Raw genomic sequence first — 21,373 nt, 5'->3', positions numbered from 1 at the left:
CGTGCCCGGTTTTTTTACGCCCTCCTTTACCGTATTGAGGGGGATGCGATGGACGCGGCTCTTTGTTAACCTGCCTGTTTCACCCGAACTGCAGGGAGCTGCATCGATGCGATCCATTGTCAGCCTGCTGGCTTTGTCACTGCTGTGTGCTTGCAGCAGCCACTCAACCCGAGAGGATGTCATGTCAGGGAAAGAGCGCCTTCACTACCCCGTCACCCGCCAGAGCGATCAGGTGGATCACTACTTCGGTCACGCCGTGGCCGACCCCTATCGCTGGCTGGAAGACGACCGCAGCGCTGAGACCGAGGCCTGGGTCAAGGCCCAGAACAGTGTCACCCGGGATTATCTGGCACGCATTCCGTTTCGCGATGCCATCAAGGACAAACTGGCCGCCTCCTGGAACTACGCCAAGGAGGGGGCGCCGTTTCGCGAGGGGCGCTACCACTACTTCTTCAAGAACGACGGCCTGCAGAACCAGAACGTGCTGTGGCGCCAGCAGGTGGGCAAACCCGCCGAGGTGTTCCTCGATCCCAACCGCTTGAGCACCGATGGCACCACGGCGCTGGATCAGCTGAGTTTCTCCCGGGACGGCCGCATCCTGGCCTATTCCTTGTCCTTGGCCGGCAGCGACTGGCGCGAGATCCACCTGATGGACGTGGAGAGCAAACAGCCCCTTGAGGCCCCCCTCAAGGACGTGAAGTTCAGCGGCATCAGCTGGCTGGGCAACGAGGGCTTCTTCTACTCCAGCTACGACAAACCCGATGGCAGCGAGCTGTCGGCCAGGACAGATCAGCACAAGCTCTACTTCCACCGACTCGGCACGGCGCAGCAGGATGACCGCCTGGTGTTCGGTGCCATCCCGGCCCAGCAGCACCGCTACGTGGGGGCAACCGTGACCGAGGATGATCGCTACCTGCTCATCTCGGCGGCGAACTCCACCTCCGGCAACCGCCTCTATGTGAAGGACCTGAGCGAGGAGAACGCGCCGCTGCTGACGGTGCAGGGGGATCTGGATGCGGACGTGAGCCTGGTGGACAACAAGGGCAGCACGCTTTACTTGCTGACCAATCGGGATGCCCCCAACCGCCGGCTGGTGACGGTGGATGCGGGCAACCCCGGCCCCGCCCGCTGGCGTGACCTTATCCCCGAGCGCCAGCAGGTGCTGACGGTGCACAGCGGCAGCGGCTATCTGTTTGCCGAATACATGGTGGATGCCACCGCCCGGGTCGAGCAGTTCGACCATGACGGCACACGGATTCGTGAGGTGGCGCTGCCCGGTCTTGGCAGCGTCAGCGGCTTCAACGGCAAGCAGGATGATCCCGCGCTCTACTTCGGTTTCGAGAACTATGCCCAGCCCCCCACCCTCTACCGGTTCGAGCCAAAGAGCGGGGCCATCAGCCTCTATCGCGCCTCGGCGGCCCCCTTCAAGCCCGAGGAGTACGTATCAGAGCAGCGCTTCTACCAGAGCAAGGATGGCACCCGGGTACCGCTCATCATCAGCTACCGCAAGGGGCTGAAACTCGATGGCAGCCATCCCACCATCCTCTATGGCTATGGCGGTTTTGACGTGAGCCTGACCCCGAGCTTCAGCGTGGCGGTCGCCAACTGGCTGGATCTGGGAGGCGTCTATGCGGTGGCCAACCTGCGGGGCGGCGGCGAGTATGGTCAGGCCTGGCACCTGGCGGGCACCCAAATGAACAAGCAGAACGTGTTCGACGACTTTATCGCGGCGGCCGAATACCTGAAGGCCGAAGGCTATACCTCCAGCGACAGGCTGGCTGTGCGGGGTGGTTCCAACGGCGGTCTGCTGGTGGGGGCCGTCATGACCCAGCGGCCGGATCTGATGCGTGTTGCCTTGCCTGCGGTGGGGGTACTCGACATGCTGCGCTATCACACCTTTACCGCCGGGGCTGGCTGGGCCTACGACTACGGTACCAGCGCCGACAGCGAGGCCATGTTCGACTACCTGAAGGGCTACTCGCCGCTGCACAATGTGCGGGCCGGTGTCAGCTACCCCTCTACCATGGTGACCACGGCGGATCACGACGACCGTGTGGTGCCAGCCCACTCTTTCAAGTTTGCCGCCACCTTGCAGGCCGACAACGCCGGGCCCAACCCCCAGCTCATTCGCATCGAGACCAATGCCGGGCATGGAGCAGGCACGCCGGTGGCCAAGCTGATCGAGCAGAGCGCGGACATCTACGCTTTCACCTTGTATGAGATGGGCTACCGGCAGTTGCCGCGTCAACCCTGACCCATGCGGGATGGGCTACTGGCCGTTGCCGACCAGACCATGACATCAGGGCCCTGCGGGGCCCTTTTCTTGTGGCCGGTGAGCGACTCACGCCTTGTGCTCCCATGTCGCGACCATCCCTGTCTCGCCATTCTCCCGTTTTGGATGGAGGGGACCATCTGCCCCGTCCCCGGTGGTATAGTCAGCCACAGGATCAGCATTCAAGGAGTCCATCGTGAAGAAGATCATTTACATCTTGCTGGGGCTGGCATTGGCCGCCCTGGTAGTCATCACAGCCCTGGTCAAGCTGATTGACCCCAATGAGTTCAAGTCACAACTGGTGGAGCAGGTACGCAAGAGCACAGGCCGCGAGCTGGTGATGGAGGGGGATATCGGCTGGCGTTTCTGGCCGAGTCTGGGTCTCTCCCTCGAGCGGGTGGCGCTTCGCAACCCGGCTGGTTTTGCCGAGCCGGATCTGGTGCGCTTCGAGCGGGGGGATGCCTCGGTCGCCGTGTTGCCCCTGCTCTCCCATCGACTGGACATTGGTGAGGTGACCCTGACCGGTGCCCATCTGTTTATCCAGACCAGGGCCGATGGCAGCTCAAACCTGAACGATCTCGTCAAGACGCCTGAGGCGGCGAAGGACAGCAAGCCCGCGCCAGGTGGCCAGAGCCAGCCCCCTGCGAGCAATGGCAAGACCTGGCAGATCACTTTGCAGGGAGTGGTGCTGGAGCAGGCCAGCGCTCTGGTGCAGGACGATCGCAACGGCACTCTCTCCCGGCTCGATCAGCTCGATCTCGCTCTCGGCCAGCTGACGCCGGGTCAGTGGGTGCCGGTGACCCTGGCCGCCAAGGGGGCGCAAGGCAAGCTTGTCTTCGATATCAAGGGGGAAGGAGAGGTCAAGCTGGCACAGGATGCGTTGGCCAGCGAGCTGAAAAACCTGAGTCTGAGCGGCAGCCTCAGCCAGCCGCAACAGCGGCTGGATAGCTTCTCGATCAAGGCCGATCGGCTGGCACTGGGAGAGTGGAGCAGCCTCACCCTGAACCTGCAAGGCGCCCAGCTGGAAGGTGACCAACCGATTCTGGCCGGCTCGCTGGAGGGAACCCTCAAGGCGCGAGTAGACAAGGGTTTGCAACTGGTCGAAGTCTCGGATGCGAAGCTGGCGGCCAATCTGCAAGGTAAAGCACTGCCACGCCCGCAGATGAATCTCAAACTGGCAGGGTTTGCCCGCGCCGAGCTGGATCAGCAGAAGATCACCCTGAGCAAGCTGGTGATGAGCGCCGACGATGCCCTGCTCCGTGGTGAAGGGGCGGTGCGACTCGGTGCCGTGCCCAAGATTGAATTTGATCTCAAGGGTGACAAGCTGGATCTCGACAGTTGGCTCGGCGAACCGGCAACAGCCAAGGCAGCCGCTCCGGTGCAACCCGCTGCGGCGAAAGCGGATGATAAAGGCGCAGTGCCCACCAAAGCTGCCAAGGGGCTCTCGACGGTAGAACCGGACCTGAGTGCGCTCAAGGCATTCGATCTTGCCGGGCGCTTGCAGCTTGATAGCCTGCGGTTGAAGGGGCTGGACTTGAGCGCCGTCGATCTGCAACTTGCCCTGGCCGGTGGCCAGCTCACCCTCAAGCAATTCAGTGCCGGTGTGGCCGGTGGTCAGGTGACCGCCGAGGGTGCAATAGATGCGCGTCAGCAACCAGCCCGTTATCAGGTACACAAACGGGTGCAAGGGGTGAATGTGCGCCCGCTGCTGCAAACCCTGGCCCATCGCGATCTGCTGGAAGGCCATGGGGATCTCGAGGTTCAGGTGCAGGGCACGGGACTGTCTGAGCAGGCGCTGCGCGACAAGATGCAGGGCAAGGTGAGCCTCAAGTTGAGCGATGGTGCCCTGCATGGCATCAACCTGGCGGAGATGATCCGCGAGGCGCGAGCCACTCTGACCGGCAAGGGGACAGATCAGGTCAAGGAGGCACGCAAGACCGACTTCAGCGCCCTCACCGCCAGCTTCCAGTTGGCGAACGGCGTGGCGCGCAGCGACGATATCCAGCTGTTCGCCCCGGCACTGCGAGTGCGGGGTCAGGGTCAGACGGCATTGGTGCCCCAAACCCTCGATTTTCTGTTCCTCACCTCCATAGTGGAGAGCAGCAAGGGCCAGGGGGGCAAGGGGGGGGATGAGCTGAAGGACATCACAATACCGGTACGCATCGGCGGCCACTGGCAGGCCCCTACCTATCGGCTGGATGTGAAAGAGCTGCTCACCAACAACAAGGTGCTGGAGGAGAAGGCCCGCAAGGAGGCCGAGCGCGGTCTCAAGAAGCTGTTGGGTGACAACGACGCTGTCAAAGGGGTGGCCGATCAGCTGCTCAAGGGGCTGTTCAAGTAGCAACTCCTTCCTGTTATTGCCATTCAGAGCCCGCCCCGTGCGGGCTCTTTGCTGCCGCTTGTCCATGCGTCGGAGGGCAGGCGGCAAGAGAGCCATGGCTGCTTCTGGTTAAAAATGGGGATGTACCCTTGTCCCAAAGGTGATATCACTGTTGTTTTACCAAGGAGTAGATGAATGAGTCGAAGTGAAGTAGTGAGAGAGATATCCCATCCAGACTGGCCTCTGGTCTGGCAGATCTATGGCAGCAGTTTTCCGCACTACGAGCAACGCCAGCCGCAACATCAGCAGGTCAAGATGGCGGATCCTCACTTTCACTGTCAGCTCTTTTATCAAGGCGACTTGCTGCTCGGCTTCATCTTCTGGTGGGCCTGCGGCGAGCAGATCTATATCGAGCATCTGGCCATCAATCCTGCCCTGCGCGGCCAGAACCATGGCTCCCGCCTGCTTGCTGACTTCTGCGAGACGGCGGGGCGCTCCGTTATCCTGGAGATTGATCCGCCAGAGGATGAGATTGCCATCCGGCGGCTGCGCTTCTACCAGTCGCTGGGCTTTTGTCTCAACGACCATGACCATGTGCATCCGCCCTATCATCCTGACTATCAGGGGCACGAGCTGCGGGTGTTGAGCTACCCAAATCCCATCAACCCCTATGAGTACCAGCAGTTCAACCGGATGCTGGTGGCGCGGGTGATGGACCACGGCGTGACTGCCTGACCGGCATCCTGGTTGGCCTGCTATCGGACAGTATCGGAGACTGGCAATCAGGGCGAAGAACAAGGAGGTTCAATGAACAGGAATGTGCTGATCACGGGTGGCAGCCGTGGGATAGGGGCGGCCACTGCCCGCTATCTGGCGGGGCAGGGTTATCATATCTGCATCAACTATCGCCATGACCGGCAGGCTGCCGAGACGCTGGTGGCACAGATCCGGGCGCAACATCCGGTATCCTGCATAGCGGTGCAGGCGGATATCAGCGTCGAGGCCGAGGTGGTGCGCCTGTTCGAGGAGATGGACGAGCGGCTAGGGGTGATCACCCATCTGGTCAACAACGCCGGTATCTTGCAGCCACAGATGAAGGTGCTGGAGATGAGCGCCGAGCGCATCAACAAGACACTGGCCACCAATGTGACCGGCTATTTTCTCTGCTGCCGTGAGGCGGTGCGCCGCATGACGGCGGGCTGCGCCATCGTCAATGTTTCCTCGGCTGCTGCTCGTCTGGGCTCGGCGGGTGAATACGTGGATTATGCCGCTTCCAAGGGTGCCATAGACGTGCTGACCAAAGGCTTGTCGCTGGAGGTGGCGGCACAGGGGATCCGGGTCAACGGGGTACGCCCTGGCTTTATCTACACAGAGATGCATGCCGACGGCGGTGAACCCGACCGGGTGGAGAGGGTGAAAAACCAGATCCCGCTGCAGCGGGGCGGTCAACCAGCCGAGGTGGCCGCCGCCATTGCCTGGCTGCTGTCGGACGAAGCTTCCTACGCCACCGGCACCTTTATCGATCTTGCCGGGGGGCGATAGCACAGGCCGTGCGGATGGTGGTTGCAACAAGGGGCGCTGAAGCGCCCCTTTTCATTGATCCAGCCGGCCTTGTTTCACTCCCCCAACAGCCGTTGCCAGACAGCTCCGTTCGGTCAGCAACTGGTTGTCACCCACTTTGCGGGAGGTCTCCGGGAGATTGCGGTGATGACCCGGGTGGCGGATCTCCAGATAGGCGTGTTTCAGCCTTTTCTCCTGCTCCTTGGGGATGCCCTAGATGGGACGGGTTCGTACAGCAGCCTGCCGGTATTGCTCATAGGCGCAGGTAGAACGGGCGTCTGTCGATGGGCTTGTGCCCGTCTTTGTCGATGTCGGGGTTGCTGCCGTGCAAGAACACCAGACCCGAGCCGTAGCCGAGCGCGATACCGCCGATCTTGCCATAAGCCACCACGGCGAAACCGCGTTGGTCTCTCACAGCCACTTCGGGCGAGCGTTTGCTCATCTTGGTCCAGCGGCCTGATTGGCCACCAGGGCATCAGCCGTGGCGCTCTCATACAGGGTTTGCAGGCTTCACTGCTCAGCTTGAAGCCCAATAAGTGCCCCCGTTTTTCAGTGAATTGCCATGTAGTTGAACGATGGGAGCTAGCTTTGATTTTCAATATGAAAAAATCGATAGATGTAGAATTGTTGCTGTAACGATTCAGCTTGTTGTGTTTTACAATTTTTGAGATTGTCAGCCTTGGCTTGCTCGCCACAGGTGGCATCGTTAGCGAAATTCAAGGGTAAAAACGGAAAAAGTGCTACTGAAATCACACATTGAAAATCATTATGTGAAAATTACCTTTCATTGTGAAAGTATTGGGTTGCTGGGGTCGCACGCTATCAAGGAAGCAGCCAAACCCCCGTCACACAGCTGAAGTCATCCACATTCTGTGTGCCCTTATCAACCACTGGAGTTACTTGAGGACTACACCATGGATATCATTATTCATGCAGCGGAATGGTTCATTGGACTGTTCCATAAAGGAGGTGAGGTATTTGTCGGCATGATGACTGGCATTCTTCCCTTGCTCATATCCCTGATGATCGCAATGAATGCCTTGATTGCATTCATTGGTCAGGAGCGGGTGGAGCGCTTGGCCGCAAAAAGCGCTGGCAATCCCATTTCAAGATATTTGATACTGCCGGTCATTGGCACATTTGTTTTTATGAACCCGATGACCCTCAGTTTGGGGCGCTTTCTGCCTGAACGATATAAACCATCTTATTATGCAGCAGCCTCCTACAGTTGCCATTCGATGAATGGTCTATTTCCTCATGTTAATCCTGGTGAGCTGTTCGTTTATCTGGGTATCGCAAGTGGACTGACCCAGCTTGGTTTGCCATTGGCACCTTTGGCCATGAGTTATTTATTGGTTGGCATGATAAGTAATTTCTTCCGCGGCTGGGTAACAGATTTGACGACGGCATTTGTTGAGCGTCAGCAAGGGATTTATCTTAGTGGCGAAGTCAATATTAAAGTCACTGCTTAAGTTCACTCAGGAGTTTCATCATGGATAATGTACTCTATATAACAAAAGGCGCTTCGGGTTGGGGTGGTCCACTGATTGTACCGATCAAGCCTGGCAATAAAATCCTGTATATCACGGCAGGTACCCGCCCCGATATTGTTGACAGAATGGTAGAATTGTCCGGTATGGAGGCAGTGGATGGCTTCAAGTCTTCTGTGCCTGAGGAAGAGATCGCAGTCGTCATCATCGACTGTGGTGGTACGCTGCGGTGTGGTCTCTATCCTAAAAAGAAAATTCCTACTGTGAATATTCATTCAACCGGTAAAAGTGGCCCAATGGCACAGTTTATCGTTGAGGATATTTATGTTTCCGGAGTTACGCCTGAGAATATCAGGTTGCAAAATGCCAGCGGGGATGTGTCTACAGAGACAGCCCCGCAGGCCTTGGTTCAGAATGCAGACAAACCTCAATACGACAGTAGCAAAAAACTGAGTGAGCAAAGCGACAGCTTGCTTGCAAAAATAGGGATTGGCATGGGCGGGGTCATGGCAACCTTCTTTCAGGCTGGTCGGGAAACCATTAACACTGTCATCAACTCCATTATTCCCTTCATGGCATTTGTATCAATGTTGATTGGGGTAATACTGGCTTCTGGAATCGGTGATTTGATAGCGCATGCACTTATTCCGCTAGCTCAGAATCCGGTTGGTCTAATCATACTGGCACTTATTTGCTCTTTTCCGTTCCTCTCTCCCTTTCTTGGACCAGGGGCCGTTATTGCACAAGTCATTGGTGTCTTGGTAGGAACCCAGATCGGTTTGGGTAACATACCGCCTCATCTGGCATTGCCCGCTCTGTTTGCTATCAACGCCCAGGCTGCTTGTGACTTCATACCGGTTGGGTTGAGCCTGGCAGAGGCAAAACCAGACACGGTACAGGTTGGTGTCCCATCGGTACTTTATTCCCGTTTTCTAACGGGAGCACCTACGGTTGCTTTTGCCTGGTTTATTTCATTTTTCATTTATCAGTAATCACGCTTGTAGAGAAGGACACAGACAATGCTCTATCGGACGCAAGTAACTCAAATTGGGGAATTCGCAACAGAATCACTCAATGAAAATATGATGATTATCTTCAATGACAATGCACCAAAGGATGTCGCTGACTATTGCTTCATTCATCCAGATGCCGAGTTGAATGGTGAGATTCTGGTAGGTGGACAATTTTTATTAGGTGCAATCAGCTATCCCATTACGGCGGTTGGCTGTGTAGTAAGCCACAACCTTGATGCATTGGGTCATATTACCATTCGATTTGATGGCGCTTCAGAAGCTGAATATCCGGGGACTGTCCATGTCAATGGCACATGCCCAAAGGCTCTGGAGATTGGCACAGAAATCATATTTACATCGAATCACTGAAAACTCACACCCCCTCTACACATTATTGAGTTTGGTCGCTCTGATGTAGAGGAGGGTGAGATACAACCTTGGGAGAATAACATGTCTAAAGTAGCGCTGATAGTTGGTAGCGGTAAAAGCCTGGGAGCTTTTCTGGCCAAAGGGTTGGCTGATGATGGCTACCGTGTGGTCGTCGCTGATCTGGATGGCGAAGCTGCCCGAAAAACAGCGGATGAAGTGGCTCATGATCATGGTGCAGAAAATGTCATGTCGATTCAGGCCAATGCCATTCAGGAAGAAGATGTCATCCGCATGGTAAACGCCATTGATGAGCGCTTCGGTCGTATCGATCTGCTGGTATACAATGCGGGAACGGCTACCGCTGCCAAGATCGACAGCTTTCCTCTCGCTGATTGGCATCGCTCACTGGATATCAACCTGACGGGTTATTTCCTTTGTGCAAAAGAAGTTGCGCGGATCATGATAAGGGAGTCTCACGGTGGTCGTATCATCCAGATAAACTCCAAATCTGGCAAAGTGGGTTCCAAGCATAACTCGGCTTATTCAGCTGCAAAGTTTGGTGGTATAGGGCTGACGCAATCTCTGGCTCTGGATCTGGCAGAGCACAACATCACAGTGCATTCACTGATGTTGGGAAATTTGCTCAAGAGTCCCATGTTCCAATCGCTAAAACCCCAGTATGCGGTAAAGCTCGGCATTCCAGAGGATCAAGTGGAACAAGCTTATATCGATAAAGTTCCCCTCAAACGTGGCTGTGACTTTCAAGATGTACTCAATGTGTTGAAATTCTATGCCAGCGACAATGCTTCTTACTGTACTGGTCAGTCCATCAATATTACTGGTGGTCAGGTCATGTTTTAAGTCCATCATGGCTTGTCACCAGATATTTCGGCAGTGCATGAGGCACTGCCGTTTCACTTTGTTTTCGTCAGTGAGGTAACTAATGGATACGGTAAATGCCTTGATTTTTGTTGCATTGACTGCATGGATTTTGCAAATGGTCTTGGGATTTTTCCAATTAAAATCTTTCAACCGTATGTTGCAGGAGCTGAGCCGAAAGGGAGTAGTCAGGATAGGCCGAACAGCTTCCCGTTGGCGGCCACGCACCCTGGTGGTACTCGTCCATGATGCAGAAGGCGTGATCCTTGATGCTCGCCTGATGAAAGGGATCAGCACCTTTACACGCCCCAAGCCGCTAACCGCGTTATTGCACGCGAGTTTGCCCCTGAGTGAGCAGGATGTGACTGGGTTATCTCCCTCCATCCGGGAGGCGATAGCGTGCGCTTTATCAACTAAGTGACGTTTTTCCTGTACATTTGTTTTCATTTTGAAAAAATGGAGGTAGATTCCTGAACTGGTCAGACTTTTAATCACTGTGAGAATCCTGAATGTCTATAGAAACTCGACGCGATATGCTGGTTCGTTATCTACGTGAAAATGGCAGAACGTCAGTGAAGGAGCTGGCTGACTATTTCAACATCACAGGAGCCACAGTTCGTAGCGATCTTCGCTTTCTGGAGCAGGCACAGCTGGTGATGAGGCGGTATGGCGGGGCGGAGGCATTCAATGGTGCCGCTCTGGAAGACCGTACCATGGACGAGAAAACCACGCTCAATTTGAACATCAAGCAGCGTATCGGGGCCAAGGCTGCCAGCCTTGTGCAAAATGGTGAGTCCATCGTGCTCGACAGTGGCAGTACCACCTTGCAGATGGTGCCCTGGCTGGCTGAACATGTCGGGCTCAAGCTGATGACCAACAGCCTGCACATCATGAATGAAGCGGCTGCCCTTGAGAGTTCCCTGACATTGCTGATGCCAGGCGGCACCTATCGCAAACGCTCCGCTTCCTTTCATGGCAAGTCGGCCGAGCAGGCTTTTCGGGACTTCACCTTCGACAAACTCTTTATCGGCGCTGATGGTTTTGATGTTGAACAGGGGATCACCACCTTCAACGAGGCATATCAGGTGAGCCAGGCCATGTGCCAGTCAGCGAAAAAGATCATAGTGGTGACCGACTCCTGCAAATTTGGCCAGCGAACCCCCAACGTGGTCGTGCCGATCGACAAGATAGACATCATCATTACCGACCCCGGAATTAGCGATGCGGACCGTCAGGCACTGGAACGACAGGGTATCGAAATCTTGCTGGTTTGACGCCCGATCCAGGGCAATGGCCTCCAGAATATGCCTGAGAGGCAGGTATAGGCTCTCAGGGACGGAATCATGACTCCGTCGATTGGCCTGTGTGCGTTTCTGAAGAGATACCGCTTATGCTGCCGACTTTTATCGAGCTGGCCGCAGGGCGATAGGGCCAGATGCCACCGACCATTCCGGAAAGTAAAAGGGGCGCTGAAGCGCCCCTTTTCATTGCTCCGGCCAAGCCTTGCGTCACTCCCCCAACAGCAATTGCCAGACGGCCAGCACATGGCCTCGTTCAGTCAGCAACTGGTCGTCACCCACCTTGCGGGAGATCTCCGAGAGATTGAGGCGATGGCCGAGGTTGCGGATCTCCAGATAGGCGTGTTTCAGCCCTTCCGCCTGCTCCAGGGTGAGCACTCCCGCCATCACGCACTCATCGAAGATACGCACGTTATCGGACCAGCGGGTCAGAGCCTCGGGTTCGCCGTTGGCGTGAGCCAGCACCAGATACTGGGCGATGAACTCGATATCCACCATGCCGCCGGGGGATTGCTTGAGATCGAACTCCCCCTCACCGGCCTTGAGCAGGTGATCCCGCATCTTGTGGCGCATCTCGCGCACCTCTTTTGCGAGGATGGCGAGGTCTCGCTCCTTGGCCAGCACGGCGCGGCGGATCCTCCCAAACTTGGCGATGACGGTATCATCGCCGTAGATGGGGCGGGCCCGCACCAGTGCCTGATGCTCCCAGGTCCAGGCCTCGCTGCGCTGATACTGCTCATAGGCGGTCAGCGACGAGACCAGCAGGCCCGAGTCGCCTGAGGGACGCAGTCGCATGTCGATGTCATAGAGGATGCCTGACGGAGTGCGGGTGCTGAACAGGTGCAGGATCCGCTGGGCCAGGCGCAGGTAGAACTGGCGGCTGTCGATGGGTTTGCGGCCGTCGGTATAGCTGTTGGGATCGCCGCCGTGCAGGAACACCAGATCGAGATCCGAGCCGTAGCCGAGCTCGATACCGCCGAGCTTGCCATAGGCCACCACGGCGAAACCGCGCTGGCCGGTCGCAGTCACTTCAGGCGGCACTCCGTAGCGTTCGCTCATCTGGGTCCAGGCCTGATTGACCACCTCTTCGGTGATTGCCTCCGCCAGCCAGGTGAGGTGGTCGCTCACCTTCATCAGCGGCAGGGCGCCAGCGATGTCGGCTGCGACGATGCGCAGCAGCTGCACCTGCTTGAACTGGCGCAATGCCTCCATCTGCTGCTCGACGTCCTCTTCGGGGATGCGCAGCAGGAACTGGCGCAACTGGGGCTTGTATTGATCGAGTGGGGTCGGGTGGTAGAGGTGCTGGGGGTCCAGCAGTTCATCCAGCAGTATGGGGTAGCGGGCCAGCTGATCGCTCACCAGATGGCTGGCATCGCACAGCCGTACCAGCTGGCGCAGGGCGGCGGGGTTCTCCGCCAGCAGTTGCAGATAGGCGCTGCGGGTGAAGATGCGGGTCAGCAGCTCGCACACTCGCTCGAACAGGCGGGCAGGCTCACGGCTTGCCACCACCAGTCGCAGCAACTCAGGCATCAGCCAGTCCAGGGCGATGCGCCCCTGCGGGCCCACCTGGCGGCGCTTGTACTCCTCCTTGAAGCGCAGCAGGGCGGTGCAGAGCGGAACCGGATCCTGGACGCCCTGAGCGATAAGCAATGTCTCCAGCTCGGCGGCATCGAGTTCGGTGCGCCAGAGATCGAGCCAGAGTTGTTCCAGATGGGCGGGGGCCTCTTTCTCTTCGCCTACCACGGCGGCGAACTCCTGATGAACGGCGGCCATCTCCTCATCCAGATGGGCCATAAAGGCGCTCCAGTCCGTAAAACCCAGGGCGGTGAGCAGCCGCAACCGATCCCGCTCCTCGGTGGGCAGGGTCTGGGTCTGCTGATCGCCGATTTCCTGCAGTATGTTTTCGACCCGACGCAGGAAGCGGTAAGCCGCCAGCAAGCGGCCGCAATGCTCTGCATCGAGGGCGCCGCACTGGGCGATGGCGGCCAGCGCCTCCGGCAGGTGGCGCACCCTCAGCGCCGGTTCGCGCCCGCCGCGAATAAGCTGCAGCGCCTGGGCGATAAACTCCACCTCGCGAATGCCGCCGGCCCCCAGCTTGATGTTGCCCTCCAGCCCTTTGCGGCGCACCTCGGCGGCGATCATCGCCTTCATCTGGCGCAGGCCGTCGATGACGCCAAAGTCGATGTAGCGGCGAAACACGAAGGGGCGCAGCATTTCGGCCAGCGCGACCCCGTGCTCGCACTGGGGCCCCAGCACCCGCGCCTTGACCATGGCGTAGCGCTCCCAGTTGCGGCCGTGGTGCTGGTAGTAATCCTCCATGGCTGCAAAGGAGATGGCGAGCGGCCCCGCATCGCCGAAGGGGCGCAGCCGCATGTCGACCCGAAATACCTGACCATCCTGGGTGGGCTGGTGGAGGGCATTGATCAGCCGCTGCCCCAGCTTGATGAAGAAGGGCTGGTTGGCGAGTTCGCGCCGTCCGCCGACTGTGTAGCCGTTCTCGGGGAAGGTGAAGATAAGATCGATATCCGAAGAAAAATTCAGCTCGCCGCCCCCGAGCTTGCCCATGCCGAGGATCAGCAGTGGCTGCGGGTTGCCATCCCCGTCCATGGGGGTGCCCAGCTCGCCGCACTGCTTCTGGTAGAGCCAGTCGCGGGCGGAGCAGATGAGGGCATCCGCCAGCTTGGTGAGGTGGATAAAGCTCTCTTCCACCGCCGCGTGTCCCAGCAGCTCGCGCCAGGCGATCACCAGCATGCGGCTGCGGCGGAACTGGCGCAGGATGCGCTTGAGCGCCTCTTCATCATCCACCTCGGCGAGCAGATCGGTCAGATCGCGCTGATAGGCGGGCCAGCGTTCGGACCGCTCGAGATCCCCCGAGGCGAGGATCTGCGTCACCAGTTCGGGCTGCTTGATGAGCGAATCGGAGACAAAATCGGAGAGGCCAAGCAGGGTCAGCAGGGTCTGGCGAATCGCCTCGGGCAGGGCGCCATAATCGGGTGCCAGCTCGATCAGCCGTTGCCACTGGCGCTCGGCCTGATCCTGCAGCAAGGGCGGAAGAGAGGAGGGAGAAGAGAGAGAAGAAAAATGCTGGGCCACGGTTGCCGTCCTTGTGGTTAACGGGTCTGCAGAGTGAATGAAAACGCTGGCAGCCAATCTAGCACTGTCGCGCGGCTCGGCACAGTACGACAGAGGTCAATTAGACCAGGGGGTTCAGTGACCAGCCCCAAGTGCAATCAAGTCGCGGACACCCTCATCAGGCACTGTCACGCCCCTGCGTCACAGCGCAGGGACGTGCTGCATGGCCACGAGCCGCCTGCGTGACAGAACTCAAGGGCGCAGATAAATCTCGGGATCGTACTTTTCCATCAGGCTGGCCGGTTTGCGCGGCGGTTCGAAGCCAAAACCGGCATAGAGGCCGTGGGCATCCGAGGTCGCCAGGCTGAGGCGGCGTAGCCCCTGCAATTGCGGGTGAGTCAGAATGGCCGCCACCAGCGCCTTGCTGTGGCCTCGGCCGCGATGGGCGGGCAGTACGAATACATCCGCCAGATAGCCGAAGGTGGCCCTGTCCGTGATGACCCGGGCGAAGGCCACCTGCTGGCCTGCCACGTAGCCACCGAAACAGAGGGAGTGGTTGATGGCTCTCTGTACCGTCGCCAGCGGAATACCGAGGCACCAGTAGGCCTCCTCGGACAAAAAATGGTGGATCAAGGGCACGTCTAACCGCCCCTTGTCGTCGCTTATTTCAAGTTGGGAGTGATTTTGTGGCTGCTGCATCCTGGCTCCTTGCCGTCACATGAATAAGAAAGGCCCCTGACGGGGCCTTCCAGTTTACTCAAATCGCGGCATCAGGCCAGCAGCATGGCGGCGCCCACCAGCAGTCCCGCAAGGGCCAGAATGGGCAGCTTCAAGACGCGCAACAGATAGAAGCCGATGGCGGCGAGTGCGAGATCGCTCGGGGCCTGCACGGCGCCCAGCCATACCGGCTGGTAGAGGGCGGCCAGCAGCAGCCCCACCACGGCGGCGTTGATCCCTGTCACTGCCCCTGCCAGCCGGGGGCGGGCCAGCCAGCGCTGCCAGCTTGGCCCCAGGGCCCACAGCAGCAGAAAGCCCGGCAGGAACAGCGCCAGGGTCGCCAGCAGGGCGCCAAGCAGTGGTGTCGCTGGCAGCAACTGGGCACCAAGGTAGCTTGCCAGCGTGAACATGGGGCCGGGCACCAGCTGGGCCAGACTGTAGCCGGTCAGGAACTGTTGTTGAGTGAGGGTATGGCCCACGCTCTCTTGCAACAGGGGCAGCACCACGTGGCCGCCACCGAATACCAGGCTGCCCGCCTGATAGAAATCGGCGACAAGTCGGCTGACGGATCCGTGAGCCAGCAGTGGCAGGCCGATAAACAGCAGCGCAAACAGGAGCAAGGCAGGCCTGTGGGGCGGGTGGGCGACAGGGGGGTGAGGCTGCGATGAGAGCGGCGTTGTCGGTTGCTGCGCACTGAACCGGGCACAGAGCAGGGCGGCGCCGAGCAAGAGGCCTAGCTGGGTCAAGAGCCCGGGTTGCCACCAGAGTACTGCGGCGGTGGCCACCATGACGCCCTGTTGCAACTCTGTCTTGCAGAACTGTCGGCTCATGGTGAGCACCGCATCCGCCACCACCACCAGTGCCAACAGCTTGAGGCCGTGCAGGGCGGCTTCCAGCCATACATTGGCGGTCAGCTGTCCCAGACCGATGGCGGCGGCCAGCAACAGCAGGAACGAGGGCAGGGTAAAGCCGACAAAGGCGGCCAGGGCCCCCGCCAGGCCGGCCCTGTGGCGCCCGATGGCAAAGCCGAGCTGGCTGGAAGCGGGGCCCGGCAGCAATTGGCACAGGGCCAGCAGCTGGGCAAACTCGGCCTGACTCAGCCAGCCCAGCCGCTCGACGAAGGTGCGCTGGAAATAGCCGATATGGGCGGCGGGCCCACCGAAGCTGACACAGCCCAGCCATAGAAATTGAATGAATACCTGCCCCATGTCGTCACTCCCTTGTTGTCCTTGTCGAGCCGGTTGGGATGATATGACAAAGCGGTGACTTTTTTATGACAAATCAGGGGGGCTGAGGGCAGGCAATGGTCACTCTGTCGGCTGGCCTGGTTGTTGCAGATAGCAACGACCGGCAAGCCAGCAGGCTATCGATTGGCGACTGGCGTCGAAGTGAGGCTCTGGCAGGTTGCGGGGATCGCACCATATCCAGCCCTCGCATTTTTCCGGCTCCAGCAGTTGCGGCTCGCCTTCCACCCGGGCCAGCAGGGTGACGGAGATGTAGTGCAACCCGCTCTCGCGCCAGGTCTCCAGGTTGTTGGTGACGGCGATGACGCTGGGCGCCGTGATGACGAAGCCGGTCTCCTCCGCCACTTCCCGGATCGCCGCTGACTCGAAGCTCTCCCCCAGTTCCAGATGGCCGCCTGCGATGGACCAGTAGGGGGCATGGCTGCCCTTGCGCTTGCCAAGCAGCACCTGGCCCTGACTGTTGGTCAGGATAACGCCGACACCGACGCGGGGGTAGAGAGTAGACATATACGAGGCTCCTTGCTGTGGTGATGTGGGACAAACGGGTTGGTCAAGATAACACTGTCATCGACCACCGACGCGGGGGTAGAGAGTGGACATATGCGAGGCTCCTTGCGTGATTAGGTGGGACAACCGGGTTGGTCAAGATAACACTGTCATCGACCACCGACGCGGGGATAGAGAGCGGACATATGCGAGGCTCCTTGTCGAAACGGGGTTACACCATAAAAAACGGGCCCACCTTAGGTCGGTTGGGCCCGTCATGCAAGTTGCTTGCTGTGTGATGGCCCAGTCCGGCGACTTAGTCCAGCTTGACCAGCATCTTGCCGGTATTGCGTCCTTCGAACAGACCGATGAAGGCCTGCGGCATGCTGGCCAGCCCCTGATAGATGGTCTCCTCGGCTTGCAGTGCACCGGCCTCGAATGCCGGGATCACCTCGGCCAGAAACTCGCCGTAGTGCTGCCAGTGTTCAAACACGATAAGCCCCTGCATGGTGAGGCGTTTGCGGATCATCTGGGAGAGGTTGCGCGGGCCGCTTGCCTCGCCCTTGCTGTTGTACTGTTCAATGAGGCCACACAGCACTATGCGACCGTGTACCGCCATGTTGTTGAGGGCGGCATCCAGCATGGCGCCGCCCACGTTCTCGAAGTAGACGTTGATGCCTTCCGGGGCGAGTCGCGTCAGCTCGGCGTCGAGATCCGGGGTTTCACGGTAGTTGATCACCTCGTCAGCCCCCAGCGTCTTGAGGTAGGCGACCTTGTCGGCCGAGCCGGTGGAACCGATCACTCTGGCCCCCGCCCGCTTGGCGAGTTGCACCACCATGGATCCGACCGCGCCTGAGGCCGCCGACACCAGCACGGTTTCGCCGGCTTGCAGCTTGGCGATGCGGTTGAGCCCGACCCAGGCGGTCATGCCCGGCATGCCGAGGGCTCCCAAGAATAACTGGGCTGGCAGTGTTGTGTCGGGCAGGCGGGTCAGCTGATCGGCCTTGGCGACCAGGCTATCGCGCCAGCCCAGCATGCTGCTCACCCGATCACCAACAGCAAAGTCGGGATGGCGCGAGTCCTGCACAGTGCCGATGGCACCGCCATCGAGCGCACTGTGCAGAGCAAAGGGCGGTACATAGCTCTTGGCCTCTGTCATGCGACCGCGCATGTAGGGGTCCACTGACAGCCATTGGTTGGCGACCAGCACTTCCCCTTCCTGTAACTCGGGCAGCGCGACCTCGGTCTGGATGAAATCGTCCTGACTGGGCATACCGACCGGGCGGCGCAGCAGCTGGATTTGATGACTGAGCAGACTCATTGTTTTTCCTCCAGTTCGATATCGTTTAGCCGCAGGCGGGTGACGACATTGCCCCGCATGGCATTTGAGAAGGGGCAGGTCTGGTGGGCCAGCCGCACTAGCTGCTCGGCCTGTGCCGTCTGTTCAGGCTGCGCTGCGGCGAGCGCCACGTCCAGCGTGATGGCGAAGTTGAAGCGGCCATCGGCCAGTGCCAGCAACTCGACGCTGGCCGTGACCGGTGCGCTGGTGATGGGCGCGCCGAGTTTCTGGGCCACGTGGATCAGGGCGTTGGAGAAACAGGCGGCGTAGCCAGCGGCCAGCAGTTGTTCCGGATTGTTGCCCTTGCCGTTGCCGCCGAGGGCGGTTGGCAGTGCCAGTGCCAGTTGCAGGCTGTTGTCCAGAGTGTGAACTTCGCCGTTGCGGCCTGCCTGGGCGATGGCCTGGGTGCGATAGAGTGTCTTCATGTCGGGTGCTCTGATTTGTTTTGTGTGCAAAGTAAAATCAGACTAGTCCTGAAAGCGAAGGTTGGCAACTGTTTTGTGTGCAAATCATTTTTCCCTCCACCTTGCTGGGGTATACTGGCCCCACTTGCCAATGAGGTGCCCCCATGAGTGAATTGAAAAAGCAGGTCTGTTTTGCCCTCTACAGCGCCTCCAACGCCGTGATGCGCGCCTATCGGCCGCTGCTGGACAAATTGGACCTGACCTATACCCAGTATCTGGTGATGTTGTCGCTGTGGGCGCGGGATGAGGTCAGCCTCAAGGAGATTGGTCAGGAGACTGGGCTGGATGCGGGCACTCTGACCCCCATCGTCAAGCGGCTGGAGAGCAAGGGTTGGCTGACCCGCACCGTCTCCAGCGAGGACGAGCGGCAAAAATGCATCTGCCTGACCGAAGCGGGGCGCCAGCTGCAACGGGAGGTCAAAGCGTGTTGCCTGGCAGACAACTTGCGCAATCAGGTGGATCTGGCCGATGCTGAACTGGCCCAGCTCAAGCTGCTCTGCGATCGCATTTCGGCGCAGCTGGGGCGCTGAGTTCGGCCGACCCATACAGCTGAGGATCCACCCCATGAAAATCCTGTTGCCCCTGTTTGCCCTGCTGCTGACCGCCTGCAGCACAGGTTCTCGCTCTCCTTCGATGGCGATCGATGATGCCGATGCCTGGCAGGCCATCTGCAGGGATGGCACCCGGGTACGTGCCGTGATCGAAGAGGGGATCTGCGCAGATCATAGAGGCGTTGCCATGTGGACGAATAAGCCAAGAGCGGCCCGGATGGCAGAGGAAGCCGCCAAATAGTGTGATCTCAGCGCCATAAAATGACACAACCGGCCCATTGGCCGGTTTTTTTCGCGATCTCGCCTGCACTTTGCCACCTTGTTCATGGTGTGCTCAAGCTTCTCTTCCCATACTGGCTCCACAGTTCCAAAAGAGGAGAGACAAGATGCAAACATCTTTGGTCGGGCTCTCCATTCTGTGGGGGCTAGCCAGTTTTGGTGTTCAGGGGGATTTCATCGAGAGCCGTGATTCCGTTGCGCCTTCCTGGCAAGCCGAGTCCAGAGTGGAGATGGAAGGTTATCTGATAGAGTCGCTGGGGGAAGATCGCTGGCTGTTCGACAATGGCAGCGAGAGTCTGCTGGTCTCCCTGCCCGAGGGGCAGTGGATACCGACCGGTGAGCGATTGCGGGTGAGCGGTGAGCCCCAGCAGGAGCAGGCTGGTTGGCTGCTGCAGGTGCAGGATGTCAGCCAGGTCGCGGTCTGATCAGACTCAGTATCAGGGCATTGAGTCGCGACATGAGCGAGTGCCAATAGATAGCAATCAATAAAGAGAGGAGGCCCCGGGGCCTCCTCTCTTCGTCAGGGGTCTCTCATGCTCCAATCCGCCTCACCTCGCGTGTCGAGGTGGACACATGGCGGCATGCTGATCCCTTACCCCAGATGGTTCAGCGGCAGTGCCGTCTTGTGCTTGATGCGGCGCAGCACAAAGCTGGAACGGACGCCGGTCACGCCCGGTATGTGGGTCAGCTTGTCCAGCAGGAAGTGCTGGTAGTGCTCCATGTCCCTCACCACTACCTTGAGCTGATAGTCGGCATCGTTGCCCGTGATGAGGTCGCACTCCAGCACTTCGGGCAGCTCCTTGATGGCCTTGTCGAAGTTCTCGAACCGTTCCGGTGTGTGTCTGTCCATGGAGATATGGATATAAGCGGTGAGGGTGAGCCCCAGCTGACGGGCGTTGAGCAGGGTGACGTGGGTATCGATGAGACCGGCATCCTCCAGCGCCTTGACCCGGCGGGAGCAGGGGGAGGGGGAGAGCCCGACCAGCTCGGCCAGCTCCAGGTTGCTGATGCGGCCATTCTCCTGCATCAACTCCAGAATATGCCTGTCTATGCGATCAAGTTTCAGCATTCTCCGTTCCTCGTTGCAATTATTAATTCACTTTTCCTAGATTAAGGGTGAACTATTGCAAAAACAACTGAAAATACATGCTACTTCGCAACCACTCACCGCACCGGGAGGGATACTATGGTTGCATCTTCCGGTGGCAAGACAGATACCCAACCCGGTCTCTGTGGTGAAGGACCTTACCGGGTCACACACCCCATCAGCCGTCCGACCTTATCGGGAAACGACGGGCTGGAACGAGAGCACCTCCTCCCCGAAGGCAACAAAGCAGGCATCCCGGCGCCTGCTTTGTTGTTTCTGGCATTCGGCGATCAAGGATTCGGCGGCGTGATGCGGTAGAGGCAGCGGTGATCCCCGTCCAGCAGGTATTGTTCCCGCTCCACCCTGGCCGGTGCCAGCAACTGGCGAAACATCTCCAGCTCGCTGCGACAAAACCCCCGACAGGCCCGCGCTGCGGCGCAGATGGGGCAGTGGCTCTCCCATAGCAACCAGCTGCCGTCCTCCTCCTGGCGCATATCTGCCATATAGCCCTCTCGCGTGCGCTGCTCTTTCAGCGTGGCCAGCCTGTCTGCCAGCGCAGGCTGGGTCAGCTGTGCCTGATAACGGCCCAGCTGTTGCTGTTCACGCTGCTGGATCAGTCGCTCCATGCCCACCTCGCCAAACAGCTGCTGGATATTGTCGATAAGCTGCAAGGTCAGTTCGCTGTGAGTATCGGGGAAGCGCTGCCAGGCCTGTTCGGTCAGATGCCACAGGCGCACGGGACGGCCACGGCCGCGGGCTTCATCGCTAAACCCCACCCAGCCGTCGGATTCCAGCGCGATCAGATGTTGGCGAGCGCCCATGGAGGTCATCTGCAACTGCTCCCCCAGCGCGGCTGCGCTCTGGGGGCCGTGGCTCTTGAGCAGAAACAGTATCTTGTCGGTGCTGGCGTTCATTGAGGGCTTCCCGTTATCG

At 59.0% G+C, this 21,373-nt stretch carries 21 protein-coding genes and 1 pseudogene; 13 read left to right on the top strand and 9 right to left on the bottom strand.

The genetic code is table 11. The features are described from left to right. Nucleotides 1-106: 106 nt before the first annotated feature. From GWQ27_RS09825 to GWQ27_RS09810, 4 genes are all read left to right on the top strand, one after another. Nucleotides 107-2,254, top strand: coding sequence for a prolyl oligopeptidase family serine peptidase (locus tag GWQ27_RS09825; protein ID WP_275907246.1), 2,148 nt, complete (start codon nucleotides 107-109; stop codon nucleotides 2,252-2,254). 214 nt (nucleotides 2,255-2,468) lie between these two features. Next, nucleotides 2,469-4,613, top strand: a complete 2,145-nt coding sequence (locus GWQ27_RS09820) for an AsmA family protein (RefSeq protein WP_275907245.1) — start codon at nucleotides 2,469-2,471, stop codon at nucleotides 4,611-4,613. A gap of 174 nt (nucleotides 4,614-4,787) precedes the next feature. Beyond that, on the top strand, nucleotides 4,788-5,327 hold the full coding sequence (locus GWQ27_RS09815) for a GNAT family N-acetyltransferase (protein WP_111589731.1): 540 nt from the start codon (nucleotides 4,788-4,790) through the stop codon (nucleotides 5,325-5,327). 72 nt (nucleotides 5,328-5,399) lie between these two features. Then, entirely contained in the window at nucleotides 5,400-6,134 is a 735-nt protein-coding gene (locus GWQ27_RS09810) for an SDR family oxidoreductase (protein WP_275907244.1), read from the top strand. Nucleotides 6,135-6,208: 74 nt separating this feature from the next. Here GWQ27_RS09810 and GWQ27_RS09805 read toward each other — a convergent pair. Continuing rightward, nucleotides 6,209-6,650: pseudogene (locus tag GWQ27_RS09805) on the bottom strand (hypothetical protein); the annotation flags it as partial. 416 nt (nucleotides 6,651-7,066) lie between these two features. On the opposite strand from GWQ27_RS09805, the gene srlA reads away from it, so the two are divergent. From srlA to GWQ27_RS09775, 6 genes are all read left to right on the top strand, one after another. Continuing rightward, entirely contained in the window at nucleotides 7,067-7,624 is a 558-nt protein-coding gene (srlA, locus tag GWQ27_RS09800) for a glucitol/sorbitol-specific PTS transporter subunit IIC (RefSeq protein ID WP_005318636.1), read from the top strand. Between the two features lie 20 nt (nucleotides 7,625-7,644). After that, nucleotides 7,645-8,634, top strand: a complete 990-nt coding sequence (locus tag GWQ27_RS09795) for a PTS glucitol/sorbitol transporter subunit IIB (RefSeq protein ID WP_275907243.1) — start codon at nucleotides 7,645-7,647, stop codon at nucleotides 8,632-8,634. 27 nt (nucleotides 8,635-8,661) lie between these two features. Next, nucleotides 8,662-9,024 carry a PTS glucitol/sorbitol transporter subunit IIA gene (locus GWQ27_RS09790; RefSeq protein WP_017413165.1) on the top strand — a complete coding sequence of 121 codons (363 nt, stop codon included), beginning with the start codon at nucleotides 8,662-8,664 and terminating at the stop codon, nucleotides 9,022-9,024. A gap of 81 nt (nucleotides 9,025-9,105) precedes the next feature. Further along, nucleotides 9,106-9,885 carry a sorbitol-6-phosphate dehydrogenase gene (gene srlD, locus GWQ27_RS09785; protein ID WP_021139477.1) on the top strand — a complete coding sequence of 260 codons (780 nt, stop codon included), beginning with the start codon at nucleotides 9,106-9,108 and terminating at the stop codon, nucleotides 9,883-9,885. Between the two features lie 82 nt (nucleotides 9,886-9,967). Then, nucleotides 9,968-10,324: a transcriptional regulator GutM gene (locus GWQ27_RS09780; protein ID WP_005318643.1), complete on the top strand. Its 357-nt coding sequence runs from the start codon at nucleotides 9,968-9,970 to the stop codon at nucleotides 10,322-10,324. Between the two features lie 88 nt (nucleotides 10,325-10,412). Continuing rightward, nucleotides 10,413-11,177, top strand: coding sequence for a DNA-binding transcriptional repressor (locus tag GWQ27_RS09775; RefSeq protein ID WP_034523807.1), 765 nt, complete (start codon nucleotides 10,413-10,415; stop codon nucleotides 11,175-11,177). Between the two features lie 234 nt (nucleotides 11,178-11,411). Here GWQ27_RS09775 and glnE read toward each other — a convergent pair whose 3' ends face one another. From glnE to GWQ27_RS09745, 6 genes are all read right to left on the bottom strand, one after another. Then, nucleotides 11,412-14,294 (bottom strand): bifunctional [glutamate--ammonia ligase]-adenylyl-L-tyrosine phosphorylase/[glutamate--ammonia-ligase] adenylyltransferase, encoded by a 2,883-nt coding sequence (gene glnE / locus GWQ27_RS09770; protein ID WP_275907242.1) that lies wholly within the window; start codon nucleotides 14,292-14,294, stop codon nucleotides 11,412-11,414. Nucleotides 14,295-14,525: 231 nt separating this feature from the next. After that, the gene (locus GWQ27_RS09765) at nucleotides 14,526-14,972 is read right to left on the bottom strand and encodes a GNAT family N-acetyltransferase (protein WP_275907241.1); all 447 of its coding nucleotides are present in this window, start codon (nucleotides 14,970-14,972) and stop codon (nucleotides 14,526-14,528) included. 71 nt (nucleotides 14,973-15,043) lie between these two features. Next, the gene (gene chrA / locus GWQ27_RS09760; protein WP_275907240.1) at nucleotides 15,044-16,198 is read right to left on the bottom strand and encodes a chromate efflux transporter; all 1,155 of its coding nucleotides are present in this window, start codon (nucleotides 16,196-16,198) and stop codon (nucleotides 15,044-15,046) included. 99 nt (nucleotides 16,199-16,297) lie between these two features. Further along, nucleotides 16,298-16,741 (bottom strand): NUDIX hydrolase, encoded by a 444-nt coding sequence (locus tag GWQ27_RS09755; RefSeq protein WP_275907239.1) that lies wholly within the window; start codon nucleotides 16,739-16,741, stop codon nucleotides 16,298-16,300. A 295-nt stretch (nucleotides 16,742-17,036) separates the two neighbouring features. Further along, nucleotides 17,037-18,041, bottom strand: coding sequence for an NADP-dependent oxidoreductase (locus tag GWQ27_RS09750; protein WP_275907238.1), 1,005 nt, complete (start codon nucleotides 18,039-18,041; stop codon nucleotides 17,037-17,039). Then, nucleotides 18,038-18,484, bottom strand: a complete 447-nt coding sequence (locus GWQ27_RS09745; protein WP_170946570.1) for an organic hydroperoxide resistance protein — start codon at nucleotides 18,482-18,484, stop codon at nucleotides 18,038-18,040. The genes GWQ27_RS09750 and GWQ27_RS09745 overlap by 4 nt, the downstream gene beginning before the upstream one ends. 143 nt (nucleotides 18,485-18,627) lie before the next feature. Here GWQ27_RS09745 and GWQ27_RS09740 point away from each other — a divergent pair, with 143 nt between their 5' ends. The 3 genes from GWQ27_RS09740 (at nucleotide 18,628) to GWQ27_RS09730 (ending at nucleotide 19,778) form a co-directional block, all read left to right on the top strand. Further along, nucleotides 18,628-19,053: a MarR family transcriptional regulator gene (locus tag GWQ27_RS09740; protein ID WP_234593073.1), complete on the top strand. Its 426-nt coding sequence runs from the start codon at nucleotides 18,628-18,630 to the stop codon at nucleotides 19,051-19,053. A 34-nt stretch (nucleotides 19,054-19,087) separates the two neighbouring features. Next, the gene (locus tag GWQ27_RS09735) at nucleotides 19,088-19,315 is read left to right on the top strand and encodes a hypothetical protein (RefSeq protein ID WP_275907237.1); all 228 of its coding nucleotides are present in this window, start codon (nucleotides 19,088-19,090) and stop codon (nucleotides 19,313-19,315) included. 145 nt (nucleotides 19,316-19,460) lie between these two features. Further along, nucleotides 19,461-19,778 carry a hypothetical protein gene (locus tag GWQ27_RS09730; protein WP_005318663.1) on the top strand — a complete coding sequence of 106 codons (318 nt, stop codon included), beginning with the start codon at nucleotides 19,461-19,463 and terminating at the stop codon, nucleotides 19,776-19,778. A gap of 167 nt (nucleotides 19,779-19,945) precedes the next feature. On the opposite strand, the gene GWQ27_RS09725 is transcribed toward GWQ27_RS09730, so the two are convergent. Together GWQ27_RS09725 and GWQ27_RS09720 are read right to left on the bottom strand one after the other, a co-directional pair. Continuing rightward, nucleotides 19,946-20,422 (bottom strand): Lrp/AsnC family transcriptional regulator, encoded by a 477-nt coding sequence (locus tag GWQ27_RS09725; protein WP_005318665.1) that lies wholly within the window; start codon nucleotides 20,420-20,422, stop codon nucleotides 19,946-19,948. A gap of 308 nt (nucleotides 20,423-20,730) precedes the next feature. Next, on the bottom strand, nucleotides 20,731-21,354 hold the full coding sequence (locus GWQ27_RS09720; RefSeq protein ID WP_271772747.1) for a metalloregulator ArsR/SmtB family transcription factor: 624 nt from the start codon (nucleotides 21,352-21,354) through the stop codon (nucleotides 20,731-20,733). Nucleotides 21,355-21,373: the final 19 nt, after the last annotated feature.

The sequence above is a fragment of the Aeromonas sp. 5HA1 genome (genome assembly GCF_029237245.1).
GTDB lineage: Bacteria > Pseudomonadota > Gammaproteobacteria > Enterobacterales > Aeromonadaceae > Aeromonas > Aeromonas salmonicida.
The sequence above is the reverse complement of the archived record's forward strand: the minus strand, read 5'-3'. Positions and strand labels throughout refer to the sequence as shown.

What these genes read in the sequence shown, in the direction of transcription:
- chrA (WP_275907240.1), bottom strand. Translation starts at nt 16,198, where the DNA reads ATGGGGCAGGTATTCATTCAATTTCTATGGCTGGGCTGTGTCAGCTTC.
- GWQ27_RS09735 (WP_275907237.1), top strand. Translation starts at nt 19,088, where the DNA reads ATGAAAATCCTGTTGCCCCTGTTTGCCCTGCTGCTGACCGCCTGCAGC.
- GWQ27_RS09745 (WP_170946570.1), bottom strand. Translation starts at nt 18,484, where the DNA reads ATGAAGACACTCTATCGCACCCAGGCCATCGCCCAGGCAGGCCGCAAC.
- GWQ27_RS09825 (WP_275907246.1), top strand. Translation starts at nt 107, where the DNA reads ATGCGATCCATTGTCAGCCTGCTGGCTTTGTCACTGCTGTGTGCTTGC.
- GWQ27_RS09815 (WP_111589731.1), top strand. Translation starts at nt 4,788, where the DNA reads ATGAGTCGAAGTGAAGTAGTGAGAGAGATATCCCATCCAGACTGGCCT.
- srlA (WP_005318636.1), top strand. Translation starts at nt 7,067, where the DNA reads ATGGATATCATTATTCATGCAGCGGAATGGTTCATTGGACTGTTCCAT.
- GWQ27_RS09730 (WP_005318663.1), top strand. Translation starts at nt 19,461, where the DNA reads ATGCAAACATCTTTGGTCGGGCTCTCCATTCTGTGGGGGCTAGCCAGT.
- GWQ27_RS09795 (WP_275907243.1), top strand. Translation starts at nt 7,645, where the DNA reads ATGGATAATGTACTCTATATAACAAAAGGCGCTTCGGGTTGGGGTGGT.
- GWQ27_RS09810 (WP_275907244.1), top strand. Translation starts at nt 5,400, where the DNA reads ATGAACAGGAATGTGCTGATCACGGGTGGCAGCCGTGGGATAGGGGCG.
- GWQ27_RS09725 (WP_005318665.1), bottom strand. Translation starts at nt 20,422, where the DNA reads ATGCTGAAACTTGATCGCATAGACAGGCATATTCTGGAGTTGATGCAG.
- srlD (WP_021139477.1), top strand. Translation starts at nt 9,106, where the DNA reads ATGTCTAAAGTAGCGCTGATAGTTGGTAGCGGTAAAAGCCTGGGAGCT.
- GWQ27_RS09790 (WP_017413165.1), top strand. Translation starts at nt 8,662, where the DNA reads ATGCTCTATCGGACGCAAGTAACTCAAATTGGGGAATTCGCAACAGAA.
- GWQ27_RS09775 (WP_034523807.1), top strand. Translation starts at nt 10,413, where the DNA reads ATGTCTATAGAAACTCGACGCGATATGCTGGTTCGTTATCTACGTGAA.
- GWQ27_RS09765 (WP_275907241.1), bottom strand. Translation starts at nt 14,972, where the DNA reads ATGCAGCAGCCACAAAATCACTCCCAACTTGAAATAAGCGACGACAAG.
- GWQ27_RS09740 (WP_234593073.1), top strand. Translation starts at nt 18,628, where the DNA reads ATGAGTGAATTGAAAAAGCAGGTCTGTTTTGCCCTCTACAGCGCCTCC.
- GWQ27_RS09720 (WP_271772747.1), bottom strand. Translation starts at nt 21,354, where the DNA reads ATGAACGCCAGCACCGACAAGATACTGTTTCTGCTCAAGAGCCACGGC.
- GWQ27_RS09750 (WP_275907238.1), bottom strand. Translation starts at nt 18,041, where the DNA reads ATGAGTCTGCTCAGTCATCAAATCCAGCTGCTGCGCCGCCCGGTCGGT.
- GWQ27_RS09755 (WP_275907239.1), bottom strand. Translation starts at nt 16,741, where the DNA reads ATGTCTACTCTCTACCCCCGCGTCGGTGTCGGCGTTATCCTGACCAAC.
- GWQ27_RS09780 (WP_005318643.1), top strand. Translation starts at nt 9,968, where the DNA reads ATGGATACGGTAAATGCCTTGATTTTTGTTGCATTGACTGCATGGATT.